We start from the raw sequence: 26,269 nt of genomic DNA on the forward strand, positions 1-26,269 counted from the left end.
AAGGTACTAAAAAAGAAAATGTTATCCGTATAACTTTATGTTAATGGGGAATAACAAAAATAAAATAAAATATATTTTATTCGATTGATTATAAATTAGATAGGTTAGATTATTTTTGTAATTCTATTATTTTTGGACATTCAGAAATCGAGCATGCTTAATGCCTCTTCCTCAGCTTTTCTCATTTCTTTTATTTCGTCTTCCGATTTATCTTTTAACCCACAAAGATGAAGGATTCCATGAATGATGACACGATGTAATTCTTCGTCATAAGGAGTTTGATATTTTTGTGAATTGGACAAAACCGTATCAAGGCTAATAAAAATATCCCCTGCTATTTTATTTTTCTCAGAATAATCGAAAGTAATGATATCGGTATAAAAATCGTGATTAAGAAATTGTTTGTTTACTTCTAAAATTTTTTCGTCGGTACAAAATAAGTAACAAATATCACCGATTTGTTTCCCGTATTTGTCGGCTATCGATTTGATCCATTTTGTTGTTGTTCTTTTTTTTATTTTCGGGAAGTCGATGTTTTCTGCTTGAAAAGTGATTGCCATTTTTAATTTTATTTAGATGATTAAACGTGCTTTATTTGCTGTTTTTATTCAAAGAACAAGTAGGAAACAAAAATCGCCACTATAACTCCGGTTAAATCGGCCAGAAGTGCATAAGGGACAGTATAGCGCGAATTTTTTATGTCAACCGATCCGTAATAAACAGCCACAATATAAAATGTCGTGTCAGTTGCACCCTGAAGGACCGCAGATAAGCGGCCGGCAAAGGAATCGGCTCCAAATGTTTTCATTGCATCAATCATCATTCCGCGAGCTCCGCTTCCGCTAAGGGGTTTCATCAGTGCCGTAGGCATACCATCAACCCAGCGCGTGTCGAGACCGGTAAATGCCACTATATTTCGAAGCCCTTCCATTAAAAAATCCATGGCTCCTGATGCGCGAAAAACGCCTACCCCAACCAGAATGGCAATCAGGTAGGGAATGATGGTAACCGCTGTTTTAAATCCCTCTTTGGCTCCATCGATAAAGGCTTCAAAAATATTGATTTTCTTTCTCATCGCTTTCAAAATGAAAGTAACGATGATGGTGAGTAAAATGATGTTTGCTACAAGCCCGGAAATGATATTGATTTTTTCCTGTGGCATAGAATGAAAAACAAAAATTGTCCCCCCAATAATCGCCGTGATACCTCCGAAAAATCCTATAATGGCTTTGTTAAAGATGTTGATCCCCTGTTTCAGGCAAACGGCTATTACGGCGACGAGGGTGGCGGCAAACGTTGTTATCATGATCGGGATGAATACATCTGCAGGATTGGCAGCACCCATTTGTGCGCGGTACACCATGATGGTGACAGGAATAAGGGTAAGCCCTGAAGCGTTCATTACAAGAAACATGATCATGGGGTCGGATGCTTGTTTTTTCTTCGGATTGATTTCTTGCAATTCCTTCATCGCTTTCAATCCAAACGGAGTAGCTGCATTATCGAGTCCCAACATGTTGGCTGATACGTTCATCAGTATCGAGCCAAAGGCAGGATGGTCTTTGGGAATATGAGGGAATAATTTTGAAAACAATGGAGCTGCAGCCCGAGAAAATAGTTCTATCATACCTCCTTGTTCTCCAATTTTCATTACACCGAGCCACAGTGAAAGCACACCGGTCAGGCCCAAAGAAATTTCGAAACCTGTTTTGGCCGAGTCGTAACTTGAATTCATGATTTCGGTAAAAACATTTACATCGCCAAAAAAAATCAGTTTCACTAAAGCTACGGCAAAAGCAATGATAAAAAAAGCAATCCAGATGTAATTTAAAATCATAATTAGGTCAGTTTTCCGGGAAAATCTGTTTTCAAAGTTACAATTTATCATAAACTGACAAAATAAGAAACATTTATTTTCTATCTTTATCGTTTCGAAAACTTTAAATGATGAGCTGGAAAGACTTTTTTTATTACCATAGAATGGAAAGGGTTGCCATTATTCTTTTATTGATTCTGATTGTGTTGACCATTGTAATGAATGAAATATTGAAGAAGAAGAATAATGAGAATAGTGTTCTTATACGGAACGATTCATTAGTAGAAGAGTTTGATCAATTTCATCGTTTATTGAAGGATAGAGAGTCTGTTGCTTATCCTACAATTGAAAATGAATCCAATCGCCAATATTATGTCGGGAACAGAAGGAATAATGAACGACGATTGAAGTCGGATGGATTTTCAACGCATTCCGATAAAAATTCATCTTTTGGAAATTCTTTTTCAGGAAGTATAAAACTTGCCGAAGGCGAAACCATTTTGTTAAATGAAAGTGATACTACTGACTGGAAAAAAATTCCCGGCATTGGCAGTACATATGCTTCGCGCATTGTAAAATATCGGGATTTACTAGGGGGTTTTGTTACCGTAGATCAACTGAGAGAAGTTTACGGTATTGACGATGAATTATTTGCTAAAATATATCCTTATCTGAAAGCTGATGGGAAATACACAAAAATAGCCGTGAATACGCTTGAATTTAAGGAACTTCTTCGACATCCCTATCTCAATTACAAACAGGTGAAAGCTATTTTTGATTTACGCCGGCGAAAAGGGAATGTTTCATCCATTAATGAATTGGCAATGCTCAACGAATTTACTGCTGAAGACATTGAACGATTAAATCCCTATTTGGAATTTTGAGTTTCGATAGGTTTCATTCCTGCGAATAATTATGTGGCATTTTTTACTCCCTGTTCTTACAAAAACATAGCCCGCAACAAGGCGGGCTGAATTTGTGCAAGTGAAATTTTGATCTTTTTGTGTGTAACTGTTTTTTACTTTTCTGATATTGTTTTTTCGAGAGCAGCAATATTTTCTTTCAAAAGAGCGATTTTGCTTTCGGCGTCGGCTTTTTTCTTGCGCTCGTTTTCCACAATTTCGGGCTTAGCATTTTGTACGAACCGCTCATTGGTTAGTTTTTTCATCACCGATTGCAAGAACCCATTCTGATATTCAAGTTCAGCCTTCAATTTTTTTAATTCGGCTTCTACATCCGTTTTATCGAACAGAGGAATCGAAAACTCGGTAGTTCCTACAAGAAATCCGACAGCTCCCGGTTCTTTTTCCTGAACTTTTTCGATAGAGGAGAGATTCCCCATTTTTATGATTACACTGTCATATGTGCCTTCATAATCTCCGGTATACTGAAGAGGAAGTTTTTCTTTGTTTGGAATATTTTTTTGCAAACGGATAGTACGTATCCCCGAAATAATTTCTTTCACTTTTTCGAAATCTGTCAGTAGTACTTCATCAAAAGGTTGACTTTCAGGAAGATAAGCAATCATGATACTGTCACCTTGTTTGCGTTCGTACAATGCCTGCCACAGCTCTTCGGTGATAAAAGGCATAAAAGGGTGGAGAAGGCGTAAGAGTGCATCAAAAAAAGCAAGCGTAGCATCATAGGTTTTTTGGTCGATGGGTTGTCGATATGCCGGTTTGATAATTTCGAGATACCAGGAAGAAAATTCCTCCCAAAAAAGTCGGTAAACTACCATCAATGCTTCCGAAAGGCGGTATTTTGAGAACAGATCGTCCAACTCGACAATCGCTTTGGAAAGTATGTTGTCGAACCAGCGAATAGCAATCGATGCGGTAGCGGGTTGAGGAATATTGTCCATTACTTTCCATCCTTTCACCAAACGAAATGCATTCCATATTTTGTTGTTAAAATTACGACCTTGTTCGCAAAGCGATTCGTCGAACAACAGATCATTACCCGCGGGAGTGGTGAGTAACATGCCCATCCGCACGCCGTCGGCACCATAGGTATTGATTAATTCGATGGGGTCGGGTGAATTTCCCAGTTGTTTGGACATTTTTCGTCCTGCTTTGTCACGAACGATGCCTGTGAAATAAACATTTTCGAAACATTTTTCGTTTCGAAATTCATATCCGGCCATAATCATTCGGGCTACCCAAAAGAAAATAATGTCGGGACCTGTTACCAGATCGTTGGTGGGATAATAATAGTTAATATCCTCATTGTCGGGATGAAGAATTCCATCGAAAACGGAAATCGGCCACAACCATGATGAGAACCACGTATCGAGCACATCTTCGTCCTGACGTAAATCATCGATCGAAAGGGGGTAATCTACCATTTTCAATGCTTTTTGATATGCTTCTTCTTTGCTCTCAGCCACAACAAATCCACCTTTCGGCAGATAGTAGGCCGGTATCTGATGACCCCACCATAGTTGCCGGCTGATGCACCAGTCTTTAATATTCTCCATCCAGTGTCGATACACATTTTTGTATTTCGGAGGGTAGAACTTGACAACATCGTTCTCTACGGCTTCAAGAGCCGGTTTAGCAAGATCCTTCATTTCGAGAAACCATTGCATGGAGAGTTTGGGTTCAATGGGTACGTTTGTCCTTTCAGAAAAACCAACCTTGTTGGTATAAGGTTGGTTTTTTTCAAGCAATCCTGCCGCTTGAAGATCTTCGACGATTTTTTTGCGTGCAGCAAATCGATCCATTCCGGCATACATGGCACCGTGTTCGTTTAGGGTTCCGTCAGGGTTGAAAATATCGATGGCAGGAAGATGATGTTTTTCTCCCAGCATATAGTCGTTGACATCGTGAGCGGGGGTGACTTTCAGACAACCTGTGCCGAATTCCATATCTACATATTCATCTTCAATAACAGGGATGACACGGTTGATAAGCGGAACAATTACTTTTTTCCCTTTCAAATGAGCGTTTTTGGGGTCGTCGGGATGGATGCACATTGCTGTATCACCCATAATGGTTTCAGGTCTTGTGGTTGCAACCACGGCATACTTATCTTCCCCCTCTATTTTGTAGCGCAGATAATAGAGCTTGCCTTCCTGTTCTTTATAGATTACTTCTTCATCAGAGAGTGCGGTAAGAGCTTGGGGATCCCAGTTGACCATTCGCACACCGCGGTATATTTTCCCTTTTTCATATAAGTGACAAAAGGCTCTGATAACACTTTTGGAACGTATTTCATCCATGGTAAAACAGGTTCTATCCCAATCGCAAGAAGCACCCAGCTTTTTCAGCTGCTCAAGAATGATACCCCCGTGTTCAAAGGTCCATTCCCACGCATGTTTTAAAAACTCTTCGCGGGAAAGATCCGTTTTTTTGATCCCTTGGGAAGCAAGTTTAGCTACTACTTTTGCTTCAGTAGCAATTGAGGCATGGTCGGTCCCTGGTACCCAACATGCATTTTTTCCCTGCATGCGCGCACGGCGAATCAAAATATCCTGAATAGTATTGTTAAGCATGTGACCCATATGCAGAATTCCGGTCACGTTTGGTGGAGGGATTACGATCGTATAGGGTTCACGGTTATCGGGTTCTGAATGAAAATATCGGTTTTCCAACCAATAGCGGTACCACTTCTCTTCTACTTCGGACGGATTGTATTTACTTGCTATCTCCATAAATCTTTCTTTTTGAATCGCAAAGGTATGAAAAAATGCGTTTCATTGAAGCGCATTTTCTTTTTTACGGACACCTTAAGACTTTATTCCTCATAAAGGAGATAGGGCTTACGTTGTTCTTTGAAGTTCTGCACATCATTAACCCATTTTGCCTTAATCTCTTTGGCTGATTTGCCTGAGATGATATCTTTTCGAACGTAATCCACACCAACCAATTTTTCAAAGAAAGGAGTAAAAAATGATTCGCCAATTTGCAAATTGTTGTAAGCATCGATGATCCAAGATAAGTCTAAACCGTTTTTTTGAATTTGTTCGTCGGGAATATTTCGAAGGTCAATGCCATAACATTTTTGATTGAGAAAAGGAGGGTTTTTAGCTCCCGGAATGCTTCTCGGAATGAAGTAGAAAGTAGATCCTTTATAATTCGGATGTCCATAAACCTGAAACGGAAATGGAGTTCCCCGGCCTAAACTCATCACGGTTCCTTCAAAAAAGCAGGTTGAGGGATAGAGATAAACAGCGTGCATATTGGGCAAGTTGGGTGAAGGGGGAACGGGCAACTCGTATAACGTTTGATGGGTATAATTCTCACATGGAATAACAGTCACGTCGCAAGTACGACCATTGGGCAGCCATTTTTCACCATTGATCATTAGAGCCAGTTCACCTAGCGTCATGCCGTGGACCACCGGAATCGGCAGCCATCCCACGCCCGATTTGTACTTCATATCCAGTAGAGGCCCATCCACATAAAAGCCATTTGGATTGGGCCGGTCTAGTACGATCATTTTTTTTCCTGAGATTGCACAGGCATCCATCATGCGTGCCATTGTGATGTAATACGTATAAAAGCGAGTTCCAACATCCTGTAGATCAAATACAAGCACGTCGAAACGATTCATCTTTTCTGAAGAAGGTTTTTCGCCTTCCGCTCCATATAGTGACCAAATGGGAATACCTGTTTTTTTATCAACAGAATTGGCTACATGTTCTCCTGCATCTGCTGTTCCTCTAAAACCATGTTCCGGTGAAAAAATACCGACGATATCGAAATGGTTTCGTTTCAGCAGATCCATCAGATGTTCTTTTCCCACCATACCGGTTTGATTAGATAAAATGGCTATACGTTTTCCTTGAAGTAACGGAAAATACCGATTGGTTTGTTCAGCTCCAACTTTAATCCTTACGCATTTTTGAGTGGATGTTATGGAGGTTATACGTAAAATTGGGTTGATGTTGACTTTTCTTGTTGTGGACTGTAATAAAATCGGTAAGAAAAGAAAAAGGAAAAAAGGGATATGAATTTTTTTCATTGTCAAATTTCAGGTTTGGTTTTGGAATATTTTTGTTGTTCATGTAATTGGTAGAATTCTTCTTCAATCGAAACCAGTTCATTTTTTATGTTTTGCAAGCGTTCCAATAATTCAATGCGTTTTTCCTCATCATCTTTTTTCGATTTCAGTGCCTGACGAGCTCCTTCCAATGTTAATCCATTTTCCTTAACGAGATGATACACTATACCCACTTGTCGGATATCTTCTTTTGTGTACTGACGTGTTCCTCCGGCTGTCTTTTTGGGATTGATATTATCGAATTCTTTTTCCCAGAAACGTAAAAGAGAAACATTTACGGCAAAATGATCGGCGACTTCCTTAATTGAATAGTAAAGGCGTTTATCGGTAAAATCGATTGGTTTCCGTCGTTTTCCCATTTGAAAAATTATTTTTTGTATTAGAACTTTCTCTTTGTTACCGTTATTAACAAGATAATAAGTTCAACATGCAACAAAAATAAACTTTTTGCCGTAATTTTGCAAACGGAATTTAAACAGAAAAAAATCCTATTTTTCATTTTTATGATGACTTCAAAAGAAATACGTCAATCGTTTAAAGATTATTTTGCATCCAAAGGACATCAGATTGTGCCATCGGCCCCGATGGTAATCAAGGATGATCCCACTCTGATGTTTACCAATGCGGGGATGAACCAATTTAAAGATATTATCTTGGGCAATGCGCCTGTAAAATACCGTCGTGTGGCCAATGCGCAGAAATGTCTTCGCGTGAGTGGTAAACACAATGATTTGGAAGAAGTAGGACACGATACTTACCACCACACCATGTTCGAAATGTTGGGCAATTGGTCTTTCGGCGATTATTTTAAAAAGGAAGCCATTGAATTTGCATGGGAATACCTCACAGAAATTTTGAAACTCGATAAAGATCGTTTATATGTCACCGTTTTTGAAGGCAGCCCCGATGAAGGTTTGCTTCGTGATTCCGAGGCGGCTGAACATTGGTCGCGATATTTACCTGCAGAACGCATAATTGATGGAAGCAAGAAGGACAATTTTTGGGAAATGGGTGATACCGGTCCATGTGGTCCTTGTTCTGAAATTCATATCGATATTCGTTCCGAAGAGGATCGAAAGAAAGTAAATGGATTATTGCTCGTGAACAAGAGTCATCCGCAAGTGATCGAAATCTGGAATCTAGTCTTTATGCAGTACAACCGTAAGGCTGATGGGTCACTGGAAGAGTTACCGGCAAAGGTGATCGATACGGGTATGGGTTTCGAAAGGCTCTGTATGGCTGTTCAGGGGAAGACTTCGAATTACGATAGCGATATTTTTCAGCCGCTCATTCAAAAAATAGGAGAGTTAAGTCGGTCCCGATATGGAGAGGACCCTCAAAAAGATGTTGCTATGCGGGTCGTTTCAGACCATGTTCGTGCCATTGCTTTTTCCATTACAGACGGACAATTGCCTTCTAACGCCAAGGCGGGTTATGTGATACGTCGAATTTTGCGTCGTGCTGTTCGGTATGGTTATACCTTTTTGGGAATGAAAGAACCTTTCATGTACAAACTTATTCCTACCCTTATTGATGTAATGGGTGAGGCATATCCCGAATTGATAGCACAACAGAAGCTGGTAGAGAGAGTGATTAACGAAGAGGAGGAATCTTTTTTGCGGACGCTTGAAACCGGTATGCGCCTGCTTGATAAACAGATAGAAGAGCACAAGGCTGCAGGTAAAACCCAACTTGAAGGAGCAGTAGCTTTTCAGCTTTACGATACCTATGGTTTTCCGCTCGATCTTACTGAACTGATTCTTCGCGAGCACAGCATGACGGTGGATACTCAAGGGTTCAATTTGGAGATGAAGAAACAAAAAGATCGTGCGCGCAATGCTGCTGTCATTGAAACAGGCGACTGGGTGCAAGTTCATGAGGGTGAACCGGAATTTGTAGGTTATGATTTGACAGCTTGTGAATCCCGGATCTTGCGTTATCGAAAGGTTAAACAAAAAAATAAGCAGTTTTATCAGGTCGTTTTCGAAAAGTCCCCATTCTATGCCGAAATGGGTGGGCAAGTTGGGGATAGCGGTGTCTTTATTGATAAAGACGGGAAAGTATTCCGGATTTTCGATACGAAAAGGGAAACCAATTTGGCTGTGCATTTGTGCAATGAAATTCCGGCTGATCCTACCGGTATCTTTCATTTAGAAGTTGATATTGAAAAACGTACGGCAACCGAGTGTAATCACACGGCCACACACCTTCTTCATGAAGCGCTTCGCGAAGTGCTGGGTAAGCATGTTGAACAAAAAGGATCATATGTATCGCCCGATGTGTTGCGTTTTGATTTTTCGCATTTTCGAAAAATGACCCCTGAAGAAATTCGAGAGGTGGAACGACGTGTGACAGAAAAAATTCGGCAAGATCTCAAGCTGGAAGAGCATCGCCATGTTTCTATTGATGAGGCTAAGGCTTCCGGGGCAATGGCTCTCTTTGGAGAAAAGTACGGAGATGAAGTTCGTACGGTTCGTTTTGGTACATCGATTGAATTGTGTGGAGGAACCCACATTTCCTCTACGGGACGTATCGGCACATTTCGTATTGTGAGCGAAAGCGCTATTGCTGCGGGAGTGCGGCGTATCGAAGCCGTTACCGCAAAAAAATGCGAAGAATATCTTTACGCTATGGAAGATACCCTGAAAAGCGTTAAAAATATGTTGAACAATCCACCCGATGTAGCGCAGGCATTGCAGCGATTATTGGATGAAAACATCGAGATGAAAAAAACGATTCAGGAGTTCGTGAAGGAAAAAGCAGAACAGCTGAAACAAGCTGTTATTGCGGACAAGGAAATCATTAACGACATTGCTGTTTTCAAGCTTACCGGATCCGATATCTCTCCCGATGTGGTTAAAGATATTGCCTTTCAGCTGAAAGGGCAATTTCCTGAAAAAATGTTTTTTGTTGCCGGAACTTCAATGAAAAGCAAAGCCAATATTACTGTTATGCTCAGCGATGATTTGGTGAAAAAAGGTCTGCATGCCGGAAATTTAGTTCGTCAGGTTGCAAAGTTTATTGAGGGTGGGGGTGGAGGACAACCTCATTTTGCTACAGCCGGAGGTAAAAATGTCGATGGGCTGTCAGCAGCTATGCAATTGATACTGAAAAATCTGTGAAATTAATTTTAATCGTGAATAGCGGGAAACGATCGTTTTCCGCTATTTTTTTGTCCTTTTGTAGGTTTTTTTGTTTATTTTTGAAGAAAATACGTTTTACTATGGATAAACGGCGAATCACGCTCAAAGATATTGCCAAGGCGTTGAATTTATCGCCATCTACCGTTTCAAGGGCAATGAAAAATCATCCGGCAATTAGCCTGGAGACGAGGGATCTTGTGCAAAAATATGCCGAAGAACACAAATACAAGCCTAATCCAATGGCTATGCGCTTACGCATGAATCGAAATAACGTTATAGGGGTCATTGTTCCCGAAATTGTTCATTACTTTTTTTCCACGGTTCTTGCCGGAATTCAGGAAGAAGCTGAGAGACAAAACTACAATATTCTCATCTGCCATTCCAATGAAAATTACGATCGTGAAGTGAAGAGTATCGAAATGTTGCTGGATGCCGGTGTAGATGGTATTTTAGTTTCGCAATCGAAAAGTACCGTAAAATATGATCATTTTCAGGAAATTATTGATAATGGCATTCATTTAGTTTTCTTCGACCGTATTTGCACAGGGATCAATACCGATAAAGTGGTTGTGGATGATTATGTTGGAGCATTCCATGCAGTTAACTATCTCATTGAGACAGGTTGCAATCGGATTGTTTTTCTCGGTGCTAATCCCCATCTTCCGATTTCAACCAATCGCAAAATGGGTTACGAGGATGCACTGCGAAACCATCGGTTGCCGCTAGAAAATGAGTTTATAGCCGTATGTGATACGCCGGATCTCGTTCAGGAAGTTGTCCCTCGGATGTTAAGCAGACAACCTGTTCCCGATGCCTTTTTCTGCATTAATGATGAAGTTGCGGCTTATTGTCTTCAATTGATTAAATCAGCAGGGTTTCGTGTACCTGATGATATCTCGATTTGCGGATTTACCAATTCTTACATTACAGAAGTAACCTCTCCAACCTTGACCAGCGTTGACCAACATGGTTTTGAAATGGGAAAAGAATCTGCCCGTCTTTTGATTAACCGCATAAGTGGATTGGAAACCAAAAGTGGTGTGGTCAGTAGAGTTATCAAAACGGATCTAGTGGTCAGGGAATCTACACGATAATTAGAGAAAATAGATATGGGTGCAAGGTATTGTTTTATGCAATCGTTTGCATAAAAAATCCCGAGTTAAATTTTGCATTGTATGTCAATAAGATAAGAAGCATTGTAAATTTGTTCAATAACATATCTGGATATACATGGAAAAAAGACGTTTGTCCTTTTGGGAAATTTGGAATATGAGTTTCGGATTCTTGGGAATTCAATTTGGTTTTGCTTTGCAGAATGCTAATGTTAGTCGTATTTTCGAAACTTTGGGTGCAAAAGTAGAAGATATCCCTATTTTATGGATTGCCGCTCCTATTACCGGCTTGATCGTTCAACCTATCATTGGGCATTATAGCGATAAAACGTGGAACCGGTTCGGTCGGCGTCGTCCCTATTTCACTGTTGGAGCCATTTTTACCACACTGGCATTGTTCATTATGCCTAATTCGCCCGTTCTTTGGGTAGCAGCCGGTATGTTGTGGATTATGGATGCCTCCATCAATATTTCCATGGAACCTTTTCGTGCCTTTGTGGGTGATAATCTGCCAACGGAGCAACGCACAATGGGTTTTGCCATGCAGAGTTTTTTTATCGGTACGGGAGCAGTGATTGCCTCAATTTTGCCTTATGTACTTACCAACTGGTTCGGCGTTTCCAATATAGCGCCCGAGGGTGTTATTCCGAAATCCGTTAAGCTTTCGTTTTACATCGGTGGATTCTTTTTGTTGAGTGCTGTTCTTTACACTGTTTTCACTACGAAGGAATATTCCCCTGAAGAATTGGTTGCTTTTGAAAAGCATAAAGAAATAGCTACCGGGATAAAAATCGAACATAAACTGCCTGTAACTTCTTCGCAATTCATAAAAAACGGGATATCTTGGAGTGCTATTGGTTTAATCATTACGTTGCTGATTACTGCTTTCCATCTTGATGTTCAACTTTACATTATTTCCGGATTGTTGCTAATTTTCGGCCTTATTTTGCTCATTTCGGGTTTGATTGCAAAGAATAATGACAAACCTCAAGGAATGACTGTTATTATGAACGACTTGCTACACATGCCGAAGACCATGGCGCAACTGGCCATCGTTCAATTTTTTTCGTGGTTGGCTTTTTATGCGATGTGGATCTATACGACTCCTGCTATAACTCAACATGTTTATGGGGCCACGGATTCAGCTTCGGAGCTTTACAATCAGGGAGCCAATTGGGTAGGTGTTTTGTTCGGTGTATATAACGGAGTTTCGGCTGTATTCGCTTTTTTGCTGCCGTTGCTTGCGAAACAAATCGGGAGGAAAGCCACCCATGCTTTTGCCCTTACCATTGGCGGAATTTCCTTTATTTCATTTTTCTTTATTCATGATCCTTTGGTTTTGCTTATTCCGATGATCGGTATCGGATTTGCATGGGGGAGCATTCTTTCCATGCCATATGCTATTCTTACAGGTTCTCTTCCTGCAGATAAAATGGGGACGTATATGGGAATTTTCAATTTTTTTATCGTTATTCCACAGATTCTTGCAGCAAGCATTTTGGGATTCGTTACCCGTGATATTTTTGGCGGAAAAGTAATTTTTACGATGGTTCTCGCAGGATGTTCACTTATTTTGGGCGCATTGTCCGTATTTTTTGTGCAGGATAAAGACGATGTTTTCCGCTTAAAAAAAGGGAAGGCCAAGAGTTATTAATGCAAAAAAACCTGCACTTATAGGAGGGCAGGTTTTTGTTTGCTATCTATATTGCTCGATGGTATTCTATTGAGGATTAGCTTCACTCTCCGGCACGATTAGTATTCGTCTTCGTTGAAAAAGAAATCTTCTTTGCTCGGATAATCCGGCCATATGTCTTCGATAGACTCGAAGATTTCTGTATCTTCTTCAATTTCCTGCAAATTTTCGATAACTTCCAACGGAGCACCAGAGCGTTGGGCATAATCAATTAACTCATCTTTAGTGGCAGGCCATGGAGCATCTTCCAGTTTTGAAGCTAATTCTAATGTCCAGTACATATGCTATTAATTTTTTTAATAAACAGTCGTTTTTTATAATAGGCGCAAATATAATAAAATTACCCATAGATTATTGTTCCCAATACATTTCTTTACCCGATTTATGATTTTCTGTTCGGGCAAGGACAAAAAAATAGTCGGAGAGACGATTTATAAAACTCAGAATATATTGATCTACGGTATATTTCTCTTTCAGTCGGTAGATTTCTCTTTCGGCACGACGGCATACCGTTCGACAGATATGTGCTCTTGCGGCTGCCTCGTTTCCTCCCGGAAGAACAAATCGTCGGAGTTTGGGTAGCAAGGCGTCCAATTGATCAATCTCTTTCTCTATGGTGGAAATATCATCGGCGGTAATTCCACATTTCCTTTCGACGGGTGGATTTTCTATGTCCGTTGCCAGATAAGAGCTTACATTAAAAAGCTTGTGTTGGATTAACGACAGGAAATCCTTAGTTTCCTTTTCTTCTATTTCACACATTAACCATCCGATGAAACTGTTGAGCTCGTCAATCGTTCCATATGATTCAATCCGGATGTGTGTTTTTGGGACGCGGTTGCCGCCTACAAGCGACGTTTTTCCGTCATCTCCGGTTTTTGTGTACAACATACTCTTCCCCATTATTCTCGAATGATAAGATTATGATCAGATCAAATAGTTTAATTTCTGATATTCGGAATTTAATATAACGATACCAAAATGTTTCTTGTCAAAAGAGAGTCTTGTTCTCTCATCAATTTTGATTTTTCTCCAAATTGCCTTTGTCGCTTTGTTTTTATCGATGTTCATTATCAGCCAAAATGTCTGATTATGGCTGTGTTCAATAAGCAATTTCACCAGATCGACACTTTTCTGCACTTTGTAATCCAAATTGCAGAAAATAGCGTCAAAAGTACAGTTCGGTATTGCATTTTTTATCTCGGTTTGATTTTTTTTATGATATTGCAATTTTTGTGCCACCGCAATTTTGTCGAAATCGGTCTCAATGCTGACGCAAGTGATTTTATTGGAAGGAGCAATGAGAAAAAGTGTATTAATTCCTTTTCCGGAACCTATTTCTAAAATATTCTTAGGATGAAAAAAGTTTACCAATCGAAACGAGAGATAATGAATTTCAGAAATCTCTTTTGGTCCGATGTTGTTTTTCGTAAGGTGATTGTGGATATCGAAATAGGCATTGTAGGGCAGTTTTTCATTGATAACTTTGGTAATGAAGGAAAAAGCAAAAGGAGAGTGCACTCCGAAGCCTTTTGCCGTTCGTTTTCGTTTTAAAAAAGCGAGCATTGTGATAAATTTTCTTACTTTTTACGGATTAAAGTCACTGCATATGCTGCTATGCCTTCTTCTCTTCCTACGAATCCCATTTTTTCAGATGTTGTGGCTTTAATGGAGATATTATCTACATCGGTTTCAAGAATTGCAGCGAGAGTTTGTTGCATTTGTGGGATATATGGATTCAGTTTAGGTTGTTCGGCACATACTGTTACATCAATATTACCGAGCTGATAACCTTTTTCTTGAATAAGACGATAGGTTTCTTTCAACAGGATTTTGCTGTCGATATCTTCATATTCCCCGGATGAGTCAGGAAAGTGAAATCCGATATCGCGCTGGTTGGCTGCTCCAAGTAGAGCATCGCAAATGGCATGGATGAGGACATCGGCATCGGAATGTCCCGCTAATCCCCTTTCGTGTTCAATTTTTATTCCCCCTAGCCACAGTTCTCTGCCTTTTTGCAGACGGTGCATGTCGTATCCAAAACCGATTCGTAGATCCATTGTATTTAACGTAATAAGTTTTTTGATTTTACCGGTGTTTCAGTAAATGATGCAAAATCAATTTATTTGTTTCGTTGTAAATTGATTGTAAGTAATGGTTTATTTAATCCTGAAATTGAGTAATTTTTCGTTCCCGATATACCCCTCGAGGTGATCATTTATGGCAACAGGTCCTATTCCGGCAGGCGTACCCGTAAAGATGAGATCGCCTATCTTTAATGTAAAGAACTTGCTGATATATGAAATAATTTTGTCCACAGAAAAGATCATGCCGTCGGTATTCCCTTGTTGAACCGTCTTTCCGTTGATATTGAGGTGGAAATTGATGTTTTGCATATCGGGAAATTTCTCCTTTGGGACAAAATTGCCGACAGGAGCAGAGCCATCGAAACTTTTAGATATTTCCCAAGGCAAGCCCAATTGTTTTTGGCGTCGCTGAAGATCGCGTGCTGTGAAATCGATGCCTACTGTAAGTTCTTCATAATATCGATATGCAAATTGTTCTGCAATATTTTTCCCTAGTCGGTTGATTTTTATTACGATTTCGGTTTCATAATGAATCTCGTTTGAAAAATCGGGAAGAAAAAATGGCTTCCCGTCTTTTAATAAAGCTGTATCGGGTTTCATGAAGATAACCGGTTCGTCACTTTCGAAAATGGATTTCATTTCCTCATTATGAGAGGCGTAATTGAGTCCGATAGCAAAAATCTTCATGTTATTTAATTTTATTCCGGCAACTGTTTTAAACGATTGAACATAACTGCCAAATGAGCATATATCGATGTGTTTTGCAACACAATGCCCTCAGGTACACGAATGCGAAATGGAGTAAAATTCCATATTCCGCGAATGCCTCCTTCTATTAAAAAATCGGCTGTTTGTTGTGCAATATCTGCCGGTACTGTCAATACGCCGATTTCTGCCTTTATGGTTTTTGTATTTCTCTCCACAAATTCATTGGCATGATAAACCGGGATATGATTGATCATAGTGTTTACGACTGCATCTTTAACATCGAAACCGGCTAAGATTTTCAATCCATATTGTTCCAATCCCGAATCGGCCAGTAAGGCTGCACCTAGGCTCCCTACTCCAAATAAAACGGCTTTATGAACGTATCTGAATCCGAGAAATTCTTCCAAAACATTGATAAGTTGGTCAATCTCATATCCTACACGTGTTTTGCCGGATATATTCACATAGGAAAGGTCTTTAGCTATTTGGGTAGGAGACACATTGATTTTTTTTGCTATTTGTGTTGAAGATACGTACGATTCCCCCTGTTTTTTTAAGAGCTTTACATACGCAAGATACCATGGGAGTCTGCGTAGTGCAGGTTCCGGAATATTTCGGTGAAATGGAGTAGGATCAACCATAAGATGATTGTTAAACTTGTGCAAAGATATGTTTTTTTGTGGATTTTAGGTAAAAAACGAGCACAATTTGCGATGAATAGGATGTTCTTTTTAAATTGCTTATCTTTGCGATGAATAATAAGTTTTATGATTGGTTTTCAGAAAGAAATTCATCCGTTTGAACCATTTTTGCCGGAAAAAGCAAAGGCATTGATGCTGGGGAGTTTTCCTCCACCAAAGGCAAAATGGAAAATGGATTTTTATTACCCAAACTTTCAAAACGATATGTGGCGAATATTCGGGTTGGCATTTTCCGACGATAAAGATCATTTTCTCACAAATGATAAAACATCATTCGATAAGCAACGTATCACTGTTTTTCTTAATGAAAAGGGAATTGCTCTTTATGATGTAGCTTTTGAGATTGTTCGGTTGAGAGACAATGCTTCTGATAATTTTTTGGAGATTGTTCAGCCGATTGATCTTTATGCAGTGTTGGCAAGGATTCCTTTGTGTCGAACGTTGGTAACAACCGGTGAGAAAGCGACTAACACGTTATGGTCGCTTTTGCCGGTTAAAATTGAAAAACCTTCTATTGGGTGTTACGAAAAAATTGAACTCGATGGAAAGATTTATCGGTTCTACCGTATGCCTTCCTCTTCAAGGGCTTATCCAAAGCCTTTATCGGAGAAAACTGAAATCTACAAACATTTTTTCGCCGAAATAGGCTTGTGCTAAGGCTCTTCATCAATGAATCCTTCTAGCTCTTCATTTACAACAGGGTATAATTTTATTATTTTGCTTCCTTTGATATATCGGGGTAATTTGTTAGAAACAATTTCCTTATAATAAGGAGAGTTATTGTGCTTTTTTTGAGCTTGTGTATTTTCATAGTTTTCATACAGAAAAATTTTGTTGGGTTGTTCATCGCTTAATAAAATATCATAGGCAATGCAACCTTCCTCATTTTCCAGCGTTCTAATCTGCATTTCTTTCAGTAAAGCGAGTGCTGTTTCCATATTTTTTTGATCCAATTCGAACTCCACAAAAAGGACCACACCTTTTTCGTCATTCAGCGTGACTTGTGCAAGCGAAGGAGAGACGTTAATTAATGCAATAGCAAGGGCAACTAAAGCAATTTTAAAAATCTGTTGTTTCATAAAACCTGAATATAAAGTTAATTAATTGGATATCTAATACCGGAATAATCGTTAAGGACAACACGCATAGCGCCGATTTTTAAGTTTATTTCGATAATGAGCGGCATTCGGTTAAGATCGTTTGTCAAAGAAACCTTCATTGCTTCTTCCTGATCGGCAAAAGCTTTGTCAAGAATCATTAGCGACAATTGGATAGCATCATACGTTTTTCCGTCATTTGCTTTGACCGATGTTATACCCTGATAGCGGATATACATGTTTACAATTTTTCTACCCGAAATAAATTGGATATGTGTATTTTCACCCGGCTTCATGTCGGAATAATCGAGATTTCGGGCATAGTTCAGAACCGACACATAATCGTAGGTACAATTTTCGGTTGTCACGGTTTCATCAAACGCTTGTTTGCCTTTTTTATACCGTATAACCCGAATAGCTATCTTCCCATTTTCGTATGAATAGGATTGTCGTTCGATACGGTAGTCGCCACCTTCATGAGTTTCTTTCGTAAAAAGAAGAGGTACCAACTTCATGTCCATGTACCCGGTAAGCGTATCGTGAATGGAATACATGTTATCGGCAAAACCTGAAGTATTTGCTCTTAACTGTGTTTTGTAAACGCTTTTGCCATTTAGGTTAGTTGTTGTTGTGTTTAGAGTGCCGGTGCCGGCTTTTGCGTTGATGACGCCCAGTTTGTAGTATAAATCATAGATAATTTTTTCTCCGCTTTGAAAAGCAGTATTGTCTATTTCACATTGTGCGAATATATATTGTACAAAAAGGACGGACATCAAAACAGGTAAAATGAATATTAATTTTCGATTCATTATTTTGTCTTATTGATTGTTTTTAAAACAGATTTTATCTCCCTCCTCAAGGATTTTGAAGAAAAGGATTTGTGCTTCTGCTCGATGAAGTATTTGTGCGTTGCTCTTCATTCGGATTCCTTCTTTTCTTAACTTCCGGTTTATTTTTCGTTATTTCCAACGGTTTTTGTCGGGTTACAGGCACTTCGTTCACGTCCCACGATTCTTCATGGTCAGTAAAAGCTCTGATTTCATATTGCCGGGGATAGTAATAAACTTCTTCCGGTTGGCGTTTTTGCTCATAATTTCCGGTTGTCCATACTCCGTCTTTGTTTTCATCAATATATAGTCGGGCATAATAAGTGCCGGGATGTAGATCCTGAAATTTGGCTTCATTGTTTTTGACCATTATTTTCCTGACAGGTTTATCGGATTTATCCAAAAGTTCGACATGCACGGTTTTGTTTTCCGGCAATCCAACCATTTCGATCAACAAATTGCCGTATTGTTCGAGCGATTTCACTGTAAAGGTCTGTTCTATTTTGTTGTTCCATAAATCGTAATAACTCTTGAAAGCTGCGGAATCTACTACAAATCGGTATTTCCCGCCCGGTTCCCATCGAGGACGAAGCTCATATTTCCTGATGTTGAGGGAGTCTTTTATTAATCGGTAATTGACCAGAGTAAAAGTGGAGTCTTTTTCGATGAACAGTTTAACATGAGTGGAATCGAATGCAATGACGGGTTGCTCGAATTCGAGTCGTATAGGTTGGTAAATTTCGTGATTGCTCTGAATATTGTGCTGTAGCCCCAAAAAACGTAAGGATTCCTCTTCCTTTTCCTTTGATGAAGATGTTTTTTTAACTTTAGGTTGCTTGTAAGTGAAGCGAAGTGTATCTGTATAGATAGAATTGCGATTGGTAGAGTCAGTCCGTACATAGTTGATCTCCATGTGGATAGAATCGGTTTTATAGATTAGTGAGTCAGTTATCCATAGCGTAATTGTATCGTTATGCCGAGTAGATTCCTTGACAAACCAGTTATTGTTTTCTATCGGTGGATTAAGCAGCCTAAAAGACGGGAATGTGGTTGGTGCCGCAAAATACAGCATCAGTTTATAAGGTTCCGGGCGTTCATGTTTTTGTAAATATTGACGTTGAAAATCACTTAAGAATGAGCGGAGTAAAATATTATCCGGCAAAAATCGGGTATAATGAATGGTTTTTATTGTATCGATTTTTGTGCTGTCAACTTTGTTGAAAATAGTGTCTTGGCGTATGTCAGGTTTAGTTGTTGGAATGATGAGAGAATCTGAAAAAGCAATTGCTTCCTGTGGATTATCGTATTTATAATCGCGATTAAGATCGTTCAGAGCATAGATTTTATATTTTCCCGGTGCCATTCCTTTTATTGTAAAATCACCTTTTGAGTCTGTTCTGGAAATGCGTTCGAAGGGTATTTTTGTAAAGGCGCTATCATGAAGGTTGGAGTGAATGCCGACATAGATTCCTTTTACAGGTTCCAGATCGTTTGCTGAGAGCACTTTCCCCGAAACAGCCAGCGTATCGAGTCTGTCTCCGGTGGAAAAAGAGAGCGAAAAATTTTCCAATGGATTCCCTTCGTTATTATCGACAATCGCATCGGTAAAATCGATTGTATAGGTAGTATTGGGATGCAATTCGTCTTCCAATTCCACAATGGCTTTTTTGCCGATGGATTTGATGACGGGAAAACTTTTTTGAGGGGGAGTAATGATCACTTTTTCCATCGGTTTTTCGATTTTGATGTTTTCATCAAATTCAATCACAATGGTTTTGGTTGTTACATTCAAGCTGTTGAAAGCCGGAGAGGCTTTTTTTATTACTGGAGGCACAATATCATATTCACCCCCACTCGGTGAAGCAATGTTTGCACAAGAATGCAGAATGATGAGCATTAAAGTCATCAAAAAGGAAGCGCAGAGGAATAATAAAAGCTTATGTTGCATTTTTATCGGTTTCTGAAAATAATCATTAATAGCCACAAAAATACAATGTTTATGAGAGTTTTAAGAACCAGGAATCTGAAAAATAGTAAAAAACATTTTTATTGAGATAGAATGGCATGTCCGATTCGACAAAACAGGCATTTCCGTTGATCGCAATATTCCTTGCGTAATTGGATAAGTGCCTGGGTATCAAAAGCATTTTCAGGGATTATCCCTGCCGATTCAAAATCTTGTATAATTTTGTTTTTCTCCGGTTTCACCGATTCCAAAATTTGGATCGCACGATCACAATATTTTTCGATATTGTTCCTTTTTCCATAAGCAAAAAGCAATGGTACAACCGTGTTGATGAGAATAATATCCAAAGAATTATTACCAAGGTGTTTTGGAATTTTTTGCGATTCTTTTCCGAAAGTATAGTGCGTTTGCCAATATTCCGAAGCATTTACGCGAAAGAGTATGCGCATTTGCTCGTAATCGTCTGTCTCGAGAATGGCTGAAAATACTCTGCCGGCGTGTTGTACTACCGCAGCCAACTCCGCAATGCGTAGTTGTGGGAATCCCCGAGGTCGGGTACGCAATGATTTGAATAATACATTGTCGAGACTTTTCAGCGAAAACTTTTTTCTCAAAAAATCATATTCTTTTCGTAGCAAAATATAATAGTCGTCGGTAATGGTTTCTTCTTTCAGCATACCAGCCTGGCCAAAAAACAATGCTTCCACCTGAAATAAGTTGTCGGCATGTTTGAGAATATAATTATAGGGAAGACTTAGCGCCAGTCGTTCAAATTCGTCGGAATTCAGTCCGAAACCGAAATTTCGAGTCAATAGTACATAAAACGTTTCATCCCACGAGTTATTAAATCGTTCCAAATGTCGGAAGATGTCGTTTGTTTTTCGTTCCAGTCGCTCCACGGTCAATGCATCTAGCCACGAGCGCATCTGTTTATTCGAAATTTCGTGTAACGAGTGATGGCACGGAACATTTACATTGCTGAAAAGCAAAAAATCGGCATTATCTCTTATTTTTTGCGAAACTGAAATGCGGAGCTGCGAAATTTTTTGTCCCTTTTCGTTATAAATTTCTTCGTTAACGTTTTCTACTACATGAAGGATAACAGAATTGTAAGCTTTGTCGGTGTGATGCCTGTGTTTTGTCCATTCGTTTGAGGCGCGGTGAATTTCAACATTTCCTGCCCACAATTTGTTGCCGATTTTGATCTTTGCATTAAAAAAATCCGGACCGGCATCGCTGTTGGAGATTCCAGGATCAATCACCTCTACAAGTACACCTTCTGTGGTGCGCAAATTTTCGTGTGGATACAGTCTGTATTTCCAGATATAATGTAATAATTCTTCTTTATCTATCATCGATGCCGGCTTTTATGTGCTCAAATTTAAAATTATTTTATGGTATTTCAAAAATACAAGGATATTTTACCTGATAAGTATAAGGCTATTTCGGGTTTTTTTCATAGTTTTGTCGGGGAAATAGAAAAACAATCTCAATATAAAATTTTAAAGTATGAAGAAAGTTGTTTTACTTCGTCATGGCGAAAGTGTGTGGAACAAAGAAAACCGTTTTACGGGCTGGACTGATGTCGATCTTTCGGAGAAAGGGATTCAGGAAGCTCATGATGCAGGGAGACTGCTAAGAGATGAAGGTTATTTTTTCGAAAAAGCGTATACTTCGTATTTGAAAAGAGCCATTAAAACATTGAATATCGTTTTGGATGAAATGGATTTGGATTGGATACCGGTAGATAAAACATGGCGTTTGAACGAGAAACATTATGGAGTACTTCAAGGGTTGAATAAAGCGGAAATGGCTGCGAAATATGGAGAAGAACAAGTGCATATCTGGCGCAGGAGCTATGATGTACCACCTCCACCGTTAGCTAAAGATGATCCGCGTTCTCCTTTCATGGATCGTAGATACAAAGGAGTTGACGAAAAAGATTTACCCCTTACTGAAGCGTTGAAAGATACGGTAAATCGTATTCTTCCTTATTGGAATGATGTTATTTTGCCTAGCCTTCGAGAGCACAATGAGATCATTGTGGCCGCTCACGGGAATAGTTTGCGCGGCATCGTTAAACACCTGAAAAATATTTCTGATGAAGATATTCCGCAATTGAATTTGCCGACAGGAATACCCTATGTTTTTGAATTTGACGATGACCTGAACGTAGTAAAAGATTATTTCTTGGGCGACCCCGAAGTCATCAAAAAGCTGATGGAAGCAGTAGCCAATCAAGGGAAAGCAAAATAAAGCTATCGTAAATATTTTATTTTCTCATGTCGATCTTTTTATGGACCGACATGATTTTTTGTTGCAGGCCACATTTCGTTTTTTATCTCTGCTACGGTTAATTTTTTGGGATCTATTTTCATGTATTTAATCCGTTGCCTTCTCCAGGTATACACCACATGAACAAAACCGTTCTTACCTTGGATAACAGAAGGATAGGAATATTGGCTTATAGGAGAATCTTCCAGAATTAACGAAGCATACCAAGTTTTCCCGTCTTTCGAGAGCGAGACATTCAAAGGTGTACGTGCACCCTTGGCCATTCCTTCAGGAGGTTTAACGTGGTTATAAACCAGCAATTGTTTTCCATCCGTTAAGGTAACGGCATCTATTCCTGAATTGTTGCTTGGCATGGCGGCAAGTGTCATTTCGCTCCAAGTTTCGCCCTTGTCCATCGACCATGATTCGCTCAAGGCGCGATTTTTAGTTCGGCAAAGTATCTGCAATGAACCGTTTTTATAGGACAATATCGTAGGTTGAATGGCTTGAATGTTTTTAACATCGTTTATGGGACCGATTCTTCGCCAAGACCTGCCGTTATCTTCCGTGATTTCGAAATGAACCCTCCATCCGGGGCTTCCCTCCAGACTCGATGGGCAAATCAGTTTCTTACCGATCATGACCGGTTTGTTTTTGGAAGGACCGATAAAGCCATTCGGCAGATTTTCGGGCTTCGTCCATGTCAAGCCATTATCATACGAGCGGATAAGATGACCAGTCCAGTCGCTGACGGAATTTCCAACCTTGTAAAAGAGCAACAGTTCGCCGTCGGGAATCTGGTAAAGTACCGGGTTCCAGCAGGCTTTTCTTAAGGTATCGTTGATAACGCCATTGGCTACTTCTTGCGGAGCTGTCCATCCCTTATCGGTTTTTCTGCATATCCAAATTACACAATCGGGGTTACGTTCTTTCGTGCCTCCGAAAAAAGCGGCAACCAATCCTTTTGGCGTCTCCGCAATGGTTGCGGCATGGCATTCAGGGAACGGGGCCTTTTCATACAGAAATTCCTCTTCCACGATCCCTTCTTTCCATTCCCCTTTTCCCACGTTGAGATCGACCGAGAATGTATACTCTCCCGATCCGATTTCCCACATGTTTGGATTTTTTACATCCGGTTGTCTGATCCCTTCGACCTGCTCGATGGGTTTACCTCCTTCATTTATTCGTGAGCTGTTGTTAGGAAAGTGCACAACGGCCCGACTGTTCGGAGGTACGGAAATGTGCCATTCCAAATGGCTGAAATTCTTTTTCCATTGGCTTGTTACATCTCCATAAGGGGCCTTATATGAAGCTTTTACATAACTCAATTCTTGAATATCGAAATTGGGGTTCATAATGATTTTTTTAAATCCCACCTGTTCGGTGTCCGATTTGATGCCTGCAAGATATTGGTAGCAGAAAGGGATGAAATCGCCAAGAAGCATCACATGATTATGCGAATTCATTTCGGGATTTGCCGTATCACCGTTCCATAATTCCCAGATAGTGGTTGCTCCTTTTTTTGCCATATATCCCCATCCGGGATAGGTATCGGTCGATGCCAGCAGAAAGGCCAGATCTGCCCGTCCCATTTTGGACAATTCCCTTAAGATCCACTGTGAGCCAATCACACCGGTGCAGATATGACCATTGTGATCTTTAATGATTTTGTCGACGATTTGTTTTTCAATGGTGGACACATAATTTTCCGGAACCATACCGAAGGCTAAAGGAAGGAGGTTTGATGTTACCGAATTGTTCCCGTAAAATAGACTATCCTGATTGAAAAATTTTTGGTTGAAACTTGATTTGATTTTTTCCGCCAATGATGCAAAATACTGCGCATCTTTGTTTTTCTCTTGCAGTAGCGCGAATTTTTCCATAAGACCGAGTATTTTATAATAGTACGCCGTAGCGAGAAGCTTACCGTCGGTTTGTCGTTTGGGATCGCGTGAATGGATGAGTTCGGGCGATTCGGGAGGAACGCACCAGTCTCCGTATTTATCGCATGTGATAATGTGATCTTCAGTCATGTATTCTTCTTTGATGTGTTTGAGCCATTTTATCATGGCACGGTAATTTCTTTTTACCGGGAGGAGGTCGCCGAACTGAGTGTATATCATGTCTCCGGCAAATACAAATGCGGCAGGCCATGTGACATTATCGGTATAGTAATTCCAAAATGGGGGAGCCACGTCGGGGATACAGCCGTCTTCACGTTGAGCCTCACGGATGTCGTTCATCCACTTGCTGTAAAGATGAACATTTTCAAAGATAAAACTTTCACCAGATGAACCCATCGTTCGGTCTCCTAACCAGGGCTGACGTTCATTCCTTTGCGGACAATCTATAGGCATTCCTTTATAATTACCGCGAATACCCCAATATGCATTTTTCAAAATTTGGTTAATCATCGGTTGGGAACATTCAAAGGAACCGATCGTTTTCATATTATCATTCACAACCTCACCGATAAAGTTTTCTTTCGATATTTTACCCGGGTAACCCGTAACTTCCACATAGCGAAAGCCATGATATACGAAGCGGGGAGCCCATTCTTCTTCCCCCTTTCCTTTCAAAATATAAATATCGGTTGCTATGGCGTCGCGCAGATTTCGGGTGTCGAGTTCACCGTTGGGCAGCAACGTTTCGGCAAAACGAAGTTTTACCGAATCTCCTTTTTCCCCTTTTACTTTCATCCGTATCCAACCCACCATGTTTTGTCCCATGTCAAGGATGTATTTGTCGGCAGAAAGTTTGGTCAGCGATATCGGGGTTATTTTCTCCACAACTCTTATCGGGGGCATCATCTGAGCGCGGAGTGTCCCTGTGGGAATAGATACTCGTTGTGCATTTTCCCATGCGCTGTCATCATAAACGATTTCATTCCATCCCGGAAGTTCTTTTCGAGCATCGTACTCTTCTCCGTCGTATTCGTTATTGCTTCTGATAGGTCCGTCGGCTGTAAATTTCCATGAAGTATCGCTTCCGATGACCGCTTTTGTACCGTCCCGGTAATCGATAATTAATGTCAGCCGCATTTTCGGATAACCGAAAGTATTTATTTTATAAGGCTTATAGGCTTGACGCATAGCATAGAAACGGCCGTTGCCCAATGTAACCCCTATGGCATTTTTTTTGTTTTGAATATGGGAGGTTATGTCGAAACTGTTATACAAAATGGTTTTTCTGTAGTCTGTCGGCGCCGGGGATAATACGTTATTGCTTATTTTTTTACCGTTGATGTAAAGCTCATACAAACCCAATCCTGCGATATGCACCATTGCCTGTTTGACTTGTTTCTCAATGGTAAATTCTTTTCGCAGGTAACGAGCAGACAAACGAGAAAATTGTGTTTCGGAATCCCATGGATAGGCTTTGTCCATACCGATCCATTGCCCCTTCCATTCGTTTTCCGAAAGCAACCCCATGCTCCATAGTGCAGGGTCGCTCCAGCTTGTTTCGCCTTTGTTTGTCGTAACTTTTACTTTCCAGTAGTAATAGGTATTGCTTTTCAGTGGTTTTCCGGCATATTCGATCCATTGTGACTGATCGGAATCCATTCTGCCCGAATCCCATATATCTCCCAGGTTCTTTTCAAGTTGTTCTTTTGTAGAAGCCACCAGGATGTGATATGAGAGTTGCTGTACGTTTCTTTCCTGAGAAGCGAATATCCGCCAGCTGAATCTGGGTTTGCTGCTATCGATCCCAAGCGGATTTTCCAGCATTTCGCATCGCAAATCGCCGATGGTTATGGTGGCATGAAGCAGTATTGGCACAAAGAAAAGAAGTGCCAAAATCGGGATTCTTATTTTTGATTGTTTTGACATTGAAATTTTCC

Annotated in this window: 22 protein-coding genes; 6 read left to right on the forward strand and 16 right to left on the reverse strand. The window is 40.0% G+C overall.

Going from position 1 to position 26,269, the window contains the following annotated elements:
- Positions 1-140: 140 nt before the first annotated feature.
- Both ybeY and OLM34_RS04950 read right to left on the reverse strand, forming a co-directional pair.
- Entirely contained in the window at positions 141-560 is a 420-nt protein-coding gene (gene ybeY / locus OLM34_RS04945) for an rRNA maturation RNase YbeY (RefSeq protein ID WP_264405643.1), read from the reverse strand.
- A gap of 44 nt (positions 561-604) precedes the next feature.
- Entirely contained in the window at positions 605-1,837 is a 1,233-nt protein-coding gene (locus OLM34_RS04950; RefSeq protein WP_264405644.1) for a nucleoside recognition domain-containing protein, read from the reverse strand.
- Positions 1,838-1,944: 107 nt separating this feature from the next.
- Between OLM34_RS04950 and OLM34_RS04955 the strand changes: the two genes are divergently transcribed.
- Positions 1,945-2,700 (forward strand): helix-hairpin-helix domain-containing protein, encoded by a 756-nt coding sequence (locus OLM34_RS04955; protein ID WP_264405645.1) that lies wholly within the window; start codon positions 1,945-1,947, stop codon positions 2,698-2,700.
- A 134-nt stretch (positions 2,701-2,834) separates the two neighbouring features.
- Here OLM34_RS04955 and OLM34_RS04960 read toward each other — a convergent pair whose 3' ends face one another.
- From OLM34_RS04960 to OLM34_RS04970, 3 genes are all read right to left on the reverse strand, one after another.
- Positions 2,835-5,468: a valine--tRNA ligase gene (locus OLM34_RS04960; RefSeq protein WP_264405646.1), complete on the reverse strand. Its 2,634-nt coding sequence runs from the start codon at positions 5,466-5,468 to the stop codon at positions 2,835-2,837.
- Positions 5,469-5,551: 83 nt separating this feature from the next.
- Positions 5,552-6,781, reverse strand: coding sequence for an exo-beta-N-acetylmuramidase NamZ family protein (locus OLM34_RS04965; RefSeq protein WP_264405647.1), 1,230 nt, complete (start codon positions 6,779-6,781; stop codon positions 5,552-5,554).
- A 2-nt stretch (positions 6,782-6,783) separates the two neighbouring features.
- Positions 6,784-7,179, reverse strand: a complete 396-nt coding sequence (locus OLM34_RS04970; protein WP_413777191.1) for a MerR family transcriptional regulator — start codon at positions 7,177-7,179, stop codon at positions 6,784-6,786.
- A 144-nt stretch (positions 7,180-7,323) separates the two neighbouring features.
- Here OLM34_RS04970 and alaS point away from each other — a divergent pair, with 144 nt between their 5' ends.
- The 3 genes from alaS to OLM34_RS04985 all read left to right on the forward strand — a co-directional run bounded on the left by alaS (position 7,324) and on the right by OLM34_RS04985 (position 12,729).
- Complete coding sequence (gene alaS, locus OLM34_RS04975) at positions 7,324-9,942, forward strand: alanine--tRNA ligase (protein WP_264405649.1); 2,619 nt, start codon at positions 7,324-7,326, stop codon at positions 9,940-9,942.
- Between the two features lie 101 nt (positions 9,943-10,043).
- Positions 10,044-11,057 (forward strand): LacI family DNA-binding transcriptional regulator, encoded by a 1,014-nt coding sequence (locus tag OLM34_RS04980; protein ID WP_264405650.1) that lies wholly within the window; start codon positions 10,044-10,046, stop codon positions 11,055-11,057.
- Positions 11,058-11,193: 136 nt separating this feature from the next.
- Entirely contained in the window at positions 11,194-12,729 is a 1,536-nt protein-coding gene (locus tag OLM34_RS04985) for an MFS transporter (RefSeq protein WP_264405651.1), read from the forward strand.
- Positions 12,730-12,827: 98 nt separating this feature from the next.
- Here the strand turns inward: OLM34_RS04985 and OLM34_RS04990 are convergent, their stop codons facing one another.
- The 6 genes from OLM34_RS04990 to OLM34_RS05015 form a co-directional block, all read right to left on the reverse strand.
- Positions 12,828-13,049 carry a DUF2795 domain-containing protein gene (locus OLM34_RS04990; protein ID WP_264405652.1) on the reverse strand — a complete coding sequence of 74 codons (222 nt, stop codon included), beginning with the start codon at positions 13,047-13,049 and terminating at the stop codon, positions 12,828-12,830.
- Positions 13,050-13,119: 70 nt separating this feature from the next.
- Positions 13,120-13,671, reverse strand: coding sequence for a cob(I)yrinic acid a,c-diamide adenosyltransferase (locus OLM34_RS04995; RefSeq protein WP_264405654.1), 552 nt, complete (start codon positions 13,669-13,671; stop codon positions 13,120-13,122).
- Between the two features lie 24 nt (positions 13,672-13,695).
- Positions 13,696-14,334, reverse strand: coding sequence for an O-methyltransferase (locus OLM34_RS05000; protein WP_264405655.1), 639 nt, complete (start codon positions 14,332-14,334; stop codon positions 13,696-13,698).
- Between the two features lie 14 nt (positions 14,335-14,348).
- Positions 14,349-14,828, reverse strand: a complete 480-nt coding sequence (gene ispF / locus OLM34_RS05005; protein ID WP_264405656.1) for a 2-C-methyl-D-erythritol 2,4-cyclodiphosphate synthase — start codon at positions 14,826-14,828, stop codon at positions 14,349-14,351.
- 99 nt (positions 14,829-14,927) lie between these two features.
- Complete coding sequence (locus OLM34_RS05010) at positions 14,928-15,542, reverse strand: fumarylacetoacetate hydrolase family protein (protein WP_264405657.1); 615 nt, start codon at positions 15,540-15,542, stop codon at positions 14,928-14,930.
- An 11-nt stretch (positions 15,543-15,553) separates the two neighbouring features.
- Positions 15,554-16,204: a redox-sensing transcriptional repressor Rex gene (locus OLM34_RS05015; RefSeq protein WP_264405658.1), complete on the reverse strand. Its 651-nt coding sequence runs from the start codon at positions 16,202-16,204 to the stop codon at positions 15,554-15,556.
- 126 nt (positions 16,205-16,330) lie between these two features.
- Here OLM34_RS05015 and OLM34_RS05020 point away from each other — a divergent pair, with 126 nt between their 5' ends.
- Positions 16,331-16,921, forward strand: a complete 591-nt coding sequence (locus OLM34_RS05020; RefSeq protein WP_264405660.1) for a uracil-DNA glycosylase family protein — start codon at positions 16,331-16,333, stop codon at positions 16,919-16,921.
- Here OLM34_RS05020 and OLM34_RS05025 read toward each other — a convergent pair.
- The 4 genes from OLM34_RS05025 to OLM34_RS05040 form a co-directional block, all read right to left on the reverse strand.
- Complete coding sequence (locus tag OLM34_RS05025; protein ID WP_264405661.1) at positions 16,918-17,343, reverse strand: putative quinol monooxygenase; 426 nt, start codon at positions 17,341-17,343, stop codon at positions 16,918-16,920. The genes OLM34_RS05020 and OLM34_RS05025 overlap by 4 nt on opposite strands.
- A gap of 17 nt (positions 17,344-17,360) precedes the next feature.
- A complete protein-coding gene (locus OLM34_RS05030; protein WP_264405662.1) occupies positions 17,361-18,170 on the reverse strand; it encodes a DUF3108 domain-containing protein in 810 nt (269 codons plus the stop codon).
- 46 nt (positions 18,171-18,216) lie between these two features.
- Complete coding sequence (locus tag OLM34_RS05035) at positions 18,217-20,136, reverse strand: Ig-like domain-containing domain (protein ID WP_264405663.1); 1,920 nt, start codon at positions 20,134-20,136, stop codon at positions 18,217-18,219.
- A 98-nt stretch (positions 20,137-20,234) separates the two neighbouring features.
- Positions 20,235-21,509 (reverse strand): DUF2851 family protein, encoded by a 1,275-nt coding sequence (locus OLM34_RS05040; protein ID WP_264405664.1) that lies wholly within the window; start codon positions 21,507-21,509, stop codon positions 20,235-20,237.
- A gap of 154 nt (positions 21,510-21,663) precedes the next feature.
- On the opposite strand from OLM34_RS05040, the gene gpmA reads away from it, so the two are divergent.
- Positions 21,664-22,410, forward strand: coding sequence for a 2,3-diphosphoglycerate-dependent phosphoglycerate mutase (gpmA, locus tag OLM34_RS05045; RefSeq protein ID WP_264405665.1), 747 nt, complete (start codon positions 21,664-21,666; stop codon positions 22,408-22,410).
- A 38-nt stretch (positions 22,411-22,448) separates the two neighbouring features.
- Here the strand turns inward: gpmA and OLM34_RS05050 are convergent, their stop codons facing one another.
- Positions 22,449-26,258 carry a family 78 glycoside hydrolase catalytic domain gene (locus tag OLM34_RS05050; protein WP_264405667.1) on the reverse strand — a complete coding sequence of 1,270 codons (3,810 nt, stop codon included), beginning with the start codon at positions 26,256-26,258 and terminating at the stop codon, positions 22,449-22,451.
- Positions 26,259-26,269: the final 11 nt, after the last annotated feature.

This window comes from Anaerorudis cellulosivorans, assembly GCF_025943985.1.
GTDB lineage: Bacteria > Bacteroidota > Bacteroidia > Bacteroidales > Dysgonomonadaceae > Anaerorudis > Anaerorudis cellulosivorans.

Excerpts from the sequence above, each read along its gene's own strand:
- ybeY (WP_264405643.1), bottom strand. The coding sequence starts at position 560 with ATGGCAATCACTTTTCAAGCAGAAAACATCGACTTCCCGAAAATAAAA.
- OLM34_RS04950 (WP_264405644.1), bottom strand. The coding sequence starts at position 1,837 with ATGATTTTAAATTACATCTGGATTGCTTTTTTTATCATTGCTTTTGCC.
- OLM34_RS04955 (WP_264405645.1), top strand. The coding sequence starts at position 1,945 with ATGATGAGCTGGAAAGACTTTTTTTATTACCATAGAATGGAAAGGGTT.
- OLM34_RS04960 (WP_264405646.1), bottom strand. The coding sequence starts at position 5,468 with ATGGAGATAGCAAGTAAATACAATCCGTCCGAAGTAGAAGAGAAGTGG.
- OLM34_RS04965 (WP_264405647.1), bottom strand. The coding sequence starts at position 6,781 with ATGAAAAAAATTCATATCCCTTTTTTCCTTTTTCTTTTCTTACCGATT.
- OLM34_RS04970 (WP_413777191.1), bottom strand. The coding sequence starts at position 7,179 with ATGGGAAAACGACGGAAACCAATCGATTTTACCGATAAACGCCTTTAC.
- alaS (WP_264405649.1), top strand. The coding sequence starts at position 7,324 with ATGATGACTTCAAAAGAAATACGTCAATCGTTTAAAGATTATTTTGCA.
- OLM34_RS04980 (WP_264405650.1), top strand. The coding sequence starts at position 10,044 with ATGGATAAACGGCGAATCACGCTCAAAGATATTGCCAAGGCGTTGAAT.
- OLM34_RS04985 (WP_264405651.1), top strand. The coding sequence starts at position 11,194 with ATGGAAAAAAGACGTTTGTCCTTTTGGGAAATTTGGAATATGAGTTTC.
- OLM34_RS04990 (WP_264405652.1), bottom strand. The coding sequence starts at position 13,049 with ATGTACTGGACATTAGAATTAGCTTCAAAACTGGAAGATGCTCCATGG.
- OLM34_RS04995 (WP_264405654.1), bottom strand. The coding sequence starts at position 13,671 with ATGGGGAAGAGTATGTTGTACACAAAAACCGGAGATGACGGAAAAACG.
- OLM34_RS05000 (WP_264405655.1), bottom strand. The coding sequence starts at position 14,334 with ATGCTCGCTTTTTTAAAACGAAAACGAACGGCAAAAGGCTTCGGAGTG.
- ispF (WP_264405656.1), bottom strand. The coding sequence starts at position 14,828 with ATGGATCTACGAATCGGTTTTGGATACGACATGCACCGTCTGCAAAAA.
- OLM34_RS05010 (WP_264405657.1), bottom strand. The coding sequence starts at position 15,542 with ATGAAGATTTTTGCTATCGGACTCAATTACGCCTCTCATAATGAGGAA.
- OLM34_RS05015 (WP_264405658.1), bottom strand. The coding sequence starts at position 16,204 with ATGGTTGATCCTACTCCATTTCACCGAAATATTCCGGAACCTGCACTA.
- OLM34_RS05020 (WP_264405660.1), top strand. The coding sequence starts at position 16,331 with ATGATTGGTTTTCAGAAAGAAATTCATCCGTTTGAACCATTTTTGCCG.
- OLM34_RS05025 (WP_264405661.1), bottom strand. The coding sequence starts at position 17,343 with ATGAAACAACAGATTTTTAAAATTGCTTTAGTTGCCCTTGCTATTGCA.
- OLM34_RS05030 (WP_264405662.1), bottom strand. The coding sequence starts at position 18,170 with ATGAATCGAAAATTAATATTCATTTTACCTGTTTTGATGTCCGTCCTT.
- OLM34_RS05035 (WP_264405663.1), bottom strand. The coding sequence starts at position 20,136 with ATGCAACATAAGCTTTTATTATTCCTCTGCGCTTCCTTTTTGATGACT.
- OLM34_RS05040 (WP_264405664.1), bottom strand. The coding sequence starts at position 21,509 with ATGATAGATAAAGAAGAATTATTACATTATATCTGGAAATACAGACTG.
- gpmA (WP_264405665.1), top strand. The coding sequence starts at position 21,664 with ATGAAGAAAGTTGTTTTACTTCGTCATGGCGAAAGTGTGTGGAACAAA.
- OLM34_RS05050 (WP_264405667.1), bottom strand. The coding sequence starts at position 26,258 with ATGTCAAAACAATCAAAAATAAGAATCCCGATTTTGGCACTTCTTTTC.